This window comes from Gemella haemolysans (assembly GCF_001553035.1).
GTDB classification, from domain to species: domain Bacteria; phylum Bacillota; class Bacilli; order Staphylococcales; family Gemellaceae; genus Gemella; species Gemella haemolysans_B.
Window position 1 is genome coordinate 1 of record NZ_KQ959984.1, and the last position, 5,839, is coordinate 5,839.

The 5,839-nt window shown below is 35.3% G+C and carries 2 protein-coding genes; both read left to right on the forward strand.

All coding sequences use genetic code 11. The features are described from left to right. Window positions 1-4,787 (forward strand): zinc metalloprotease C (gene zmpC, locus HMPREF3186_RS07170; RefSeq protein ID WP_060914572.1); only part of this gene is annotated, 4,787 nt, incomplete at its 5' end. A gap of 823 nt (window positions 4,788-5,610) precedes the next feature. Continuing rightward, on the forward strand, window positions 5,611-5,839 hold a 229-nt coding region (locus HMPREF3186_RS07175), incomplete at its 3' end, for a YSIRK-type signal peptide-containing protein (protein ID WP_197415035.1).

The window sequence follows — 5,839 nt, forward strand, 5'->3', positions numbered from 1 at the left end:
AAGGAACGCAAGAGGCTGGACATGAAGGAGAAGCTACAGTCCGCAAGGAAATTCCAGAATATACTAAGCCACTAGAAACAAAAGGAACGCAAGAACCAGGTCGCGAGGGGGAATCAGCGGTTCAATCAGAGTTGCCAGAATACACAAATCCAGTGGCAACAAAAGGAACGCAAGAGGTTGGACATGAAGGAGAATCAGCGATTCAATCGAACTTACCAGAATACACAGTTCCAGTAGCGACAAAAGGAACGCAAGAGGCTGGACGCGAAGGAGAATCAGCGGTACAAGAGAATTTACCAGAATACACAAACCCAGTGACAACAAAAGGAACGCAAGAACCAGGTCGCGAGGGAGAATCAGCGGTTCAATCGGAGTTGCCAGAATACACAAACCCAGTGGCAACAAAAGGAACGCAAGAACCAGGTCATGAGGGAGAATCAGCAGCAATAGAGGAACTTCCGACTTTAGAAGTTACTACAAGAAATAGAACGGAAACAGAAAATATTCCTTATACAACAGAAGAAATTCAAGATCCAACACTTTTGAAAAATCGTCGTAAAACTGAACAACCAGGTCAAGCAGGAACGCGTACAATTCAATATGAAGACTACATCGTAAATGGTAATGTAGTAGAAACTAAAGAATTATCACGAACTGAAGTAGCTCCAGTAAAAGAAATCGTTAAAGTAGGAACGCTAGTAAAAGTTAAACCTACAGTAGAAATTGCAAACTTAACAAAAGCTGAGAACAAAAAATCTATAATTGTAAGCTATAACCTAACAGACACTACATCGGCGTATGTCTCTGCAAAAGCGCAAGTTTTCCGTGGAGACGAGTTAGTTAAAGAGGTGGATATAGAAAATCCTGCCAAAGAGCAAGTGATATCAGGTTTAGACTATTATACGCCTTACACACTAAAAACGCGTCTAACTTATAATCTAGGCGAAAGCGATGAACAAAGTACAGAAACATCAATGAAAGATTTCCAACTAGATTATAAAAAAATAGAAATTAAAGATATCGATTCAGTAGAATTATACGGTAAAGAAAATAATCGTTATCGCAGATATTTAAGTCTAAGTGAAGCGCCGACTGATACAGCTAAATACTTTGTAAAAGTAAAATCAGATAGATTCAAAGAAATGTATATACCTGTAAAATCTATTACAGAAAATGCAGATGGAACTTATAAAGTAACGGCAGCTGTTGATCAACTTGTAGAAGAAGGTGTAGAAGGATATAAAGAGGACTACACATTTAATGTAGCTAAAACTAAAGCAGAACAACCGGGAGTTTACACATCGTTTAAACAACTTGTAACAGCAATGCAAAGCAACTTAGCAGGTGTATATAAATTAGCTGCAGATATGACAGCCGATGAAGTAGAGGTACCAGAAAATCAAACAAGTTACATAACAGGAGAATTTACAGGAACGCTAGTAGGAGCAGAAGGAAACAAAGCATATGCTATATACGACTTGAAAAAACCACTGTTTGACACATTAAAAAATGCAACTGTAAAAGATTTAGATCTTAAAAATACACAAGTGGATAGTAAAGAAAATGCTGCAGCAGTAGCAAAAACAGCGAACAATGCCACTATCAGCAATGTGGCTGTAGAAGGAAAAGTATCAGGAAGAAAATCTGTAGCAGGATTAGTAGTAGATGCGACAAATACAAGAATAGAAAACAGCTCATTCAGCGGAAAATTAGTCGCTAACCACGCAGATAACAATGCGAATTATGCAGGAGGAATCGTCGGTAAATTAACTGGTGGAGATGCCAAAGTTGATAAATCGAAAGTAGATGCAGTCATCTCTACCGCTGCTCGAAACAATAATCAAACAGCAGGAGGAATAGTAGGTAAATTAGAAAATGGAGCGTTAGTAACACGTTCTGTAACAACAGGTAAAATCCTAAATGGTCAAGGCTACCCAAGAGTCGGAGGAATAGTCGGATCTACATATCCAAGAGGTCGTGTGGACAATGTAGTAAGTAATATGAATGTTGGTGATGGATATGCCACTACAGGAGACCAATTCGGAAGCGCAGATGTGAAGAATGCTATTACCTCTGTCGAAAACAAAAAACAAGATAACTTCGTTCGAAAAGTAACTAAAGCAGAAGCGGATGCTAAGATTGCTTCTTACGGAATCACAGTAACTCTTGATGATACGGGGCAAGACCTAAAAGCAAACTCAAAAGAAGTTGACTATACAACGTTAAGCCAAGCACAAGTTGAAAGAAAAGTAGCTTATAACAACATAGAAAAACTAATGCCATTCTACAATAAAGAGCTAGTTGTTCACTATGGTAGCAAAGTAGCGACAACGGATAAACTCTACACTACAGAACTGCTAGACGTAGTGCCGATGAATGGAAATGAAGTAGTAACGGATATTAATAATAAGAAAAATTCAATCAATAGAGTTATGTTACACTACAAAGACAACACGGTAGAATACTTAGATGTAACATTCAAAGAAAACTTCGCAAACAGTCAAGTAGTTGAATATAGTGTTGCAGAAAAAGGATATATATTCACACCAGAAGCATTCATATCAGATTATACAGCGATAACTAATAATGTACTAAGTGAATTACAAAATGTAACGTTCAGCTCAGAAGCTACTAAGAAAGTGCTAGGAGCGGCAGATGACGCAGCGTTAGATAACTTATACTTAGATAGAGAATTTGAGGAAGTTAAGACTAATATAGCAGAACACTTAAGAAAAGTATTAGCAATGGATAAATCAATCAACACTACAGGAGATGGTGTAGTTGAATACGTAAGTGAAAAAATTAAAAATAACAAAGAAGCATTCATGCTGGGACTTACATACATGAACCGTTGGTACAATATTAACTATGATAGTCTAAATACGAAAGATTTATCAGTGTACAAATTTGACTTTAATGGAAATAATGAAGCTTCAACGCTAGACACTATTATCGCTTTAGGAAATAGCGGACTAGAAAACTTACGAGGACCGAATACGACAGGTCTATATGCGAGTACACTTGCACCACTTAAAGGAGAAGATTCAATCTTCGACTTCGTAGAAGCATATAGAAAACTGTTCCTGCCGAACAAAACAAATAATGAATGGTTCAAAGGAAATACAAAAGCATACATAGTAGAAGCGAAATCAGATATAGAAGAAGTTCGAGAAAAACAAGTATCACCAACAGCTGACAAGAAATACTCAATAGGAGTATATGATAGAATATCAGCACCAAGTTGGGGATATAAGAGCATGATACTGCCACTATTAACAATGAAAGAAGAGAGTCTGTATGCAATATCTACTCTATCAACATTAGCCTTCGGTAGCTATGAACGTTATCGAGACAGAGGAGCAGACGGAGCTATTCTATCAGGAGAAGCTCTACGTCAATATGTTAGAGGAAAAGTAGATCAATCTGCGAAATGGCAAAGAGATCATTATGACATTTGGTATAAAGTTCTAGCCCCAGAATTTAAAGAAAGATTATACCGTGCAGTGCCGGTAACAGATGCATTTGAGGTGAAAGATACAAACGGTAGAGGCTACTGGGCAACATTATCAGATAAAAACATAGACTCTATCTATAGTTTCTTCGGACCAGCAGGTAAATACCATACACCAAGACCGAATGCAGGTGCTTATGCAACAGGAGTAGAAGCGTACTTTGTAAGTGATAGATTGTTAGACCAATATGGAACATCGGTTTATAGTCATGAGATGGTGCACAACTCAGACGGAAGAGTCTACTTCGAAGGAAACGAGCGACGTGAAGGACTAGGAGCGGAATTATATGCACTAGGATTACTTCAATCGGCAGACAGTGTAGATAAAGAAGCGATAGTATTAAATACAGTCTTCAAAGGAGATAAAGACTCAAGAACTCGCTTGCACACATACGATCCAACAGCAAGATTCACCTCTGAAGAAGAAATTCAACACTATTTACACGGAATGTATGATGTGCTATACACGCTTGATGCAATGGAAGCTAATGCAGTATTAATGCAAAGTGACGCGGTTAAGAAACAATGGTTTAGAAAAATAGAAAACTACTACGTGCGTGACGATAAATATAATAAAGACACACACGCAGGAAATAAAGTTCGTCCATTAACAGATGAAGAAGTAACAAGATTAACATCATTGAACTCATTAATCGAAAACGACATCATCAATAGACGTGCTTATCGCGATGAAGGTCAATACGGAAGAAATGGATATTACACAATAAGTATGTTCTCGCCTATCTACGCAGGACTAAGTAATCCAAACGGTGCACCTGGAGATGTAATGTTTAGAAAAACGGCGTTTGAATTATATGCGGAAAAAGGATACCATAAAGGATTCTTACCTTACGTATCTAACCAGTACGCAGCAGATGCACTTGCAGAAGGAAGTAAAACATATTCAAGCTGGTACAAACGTGATGTTGCTTTAGTCACAGATAATTTAGTATTGAAAAAAGTATTTGATAATCACTATCCAAACTGGGCAGAATTCAAAAAAGATATGTTCAACCAACGTATCAGTAAACAAAATAATCTAAAAGCGATTACGATTCAATATGAATTAGGAAAACCTAATAGTACAACGGAAGTAACTATCTCATCAGCGCAAGAGATGCAAGCATTAATCGATGCAGCAGTGGCACATGATGTGAAAAATCTTAAACGAGCAACAGAAAATGTCCCATCAAGCTGGGTGCACTTACTAAAACAAAAAATCTACAACGCGTACCTACGTATGACAGATGATTTTAGAGAATCAATTTATAAATAGTCACTGTATAAAGTGTTCAAGTGATTGTAAAATGATATAGGTTTCCTTTCAGTGGACTGACAAGAGAAAGAGATAATAGGATTCTTATCAGATTTTAGATATAAGAAAAAGGCTCTTTGTTAAGTTTGGATAATAGGAAAAAATTGTTCTAGAAAATCTAGGCAGCAAGGTGCTGCTTAGATTTTTCTTGTTTCACTAAGTTGGACAGTATTTTTGTGTTTAGAAATAAATAATCTAGGCATAATTAAAATATGTAATCTGGAAGTGACTCGATAAAAGTATAATTTCTTAAGAAATTAGATTTTATTGAGTCACTTCTCTCAGAGTGTTATAAAATATCTGAAAATCTTTTATAAAGTGAATTTACAATAACTACCTGCTTCTATGAGTTATAATATACACTTTTTAAAAATTTAGGACTTTTGGATAAACCACATTCTCATCTAAGTTAGCACACCATCTTTTAGTATAAAATTAATTTTATGAAGTACTAAGATAGAATCAAAAAATTAGAACTCGTTTAATAGAATAAAGAGAGTTTAAAATAACGTAATAAAGTTAGATAAATATCTTTTCATGATTATTTAGTTTCAATTTAAGTTTTAGTCTCAATTTAAGTTCCTATTATAAAATTAGTTTAGGGTTAAATTGTAGTTTTTTATTTAAACTGGAATTTACTTTGGTAATTAACATAATTATATTACTATATCTTAAAAATATATTTATTTGAATAGATTGTTGTAATTTGATATAATGAATTGTTAATATTTATAATGTAGAAATTAGTGATTTAAATAGAGAATATAATAGGAGAGAAATTATAGTGAATCGAAACATTAATAGCAAAATAATAAGGTATTCAATAAGGAAACTTTCTTTAGGTGCTGCCGCGGTGATTGTGGGGGCATTAATTTTTGGAAATTATACCCCAGGAAATATTGCAAAAGCAGGAGAGATAACTTTCAAATATGTAGAAGAAAATGAGTTGAATGAAAGCGAAAAGGTATTAATAAAGAGAGAAATACCAGAAAGATATAAAGAAAATCGAACGT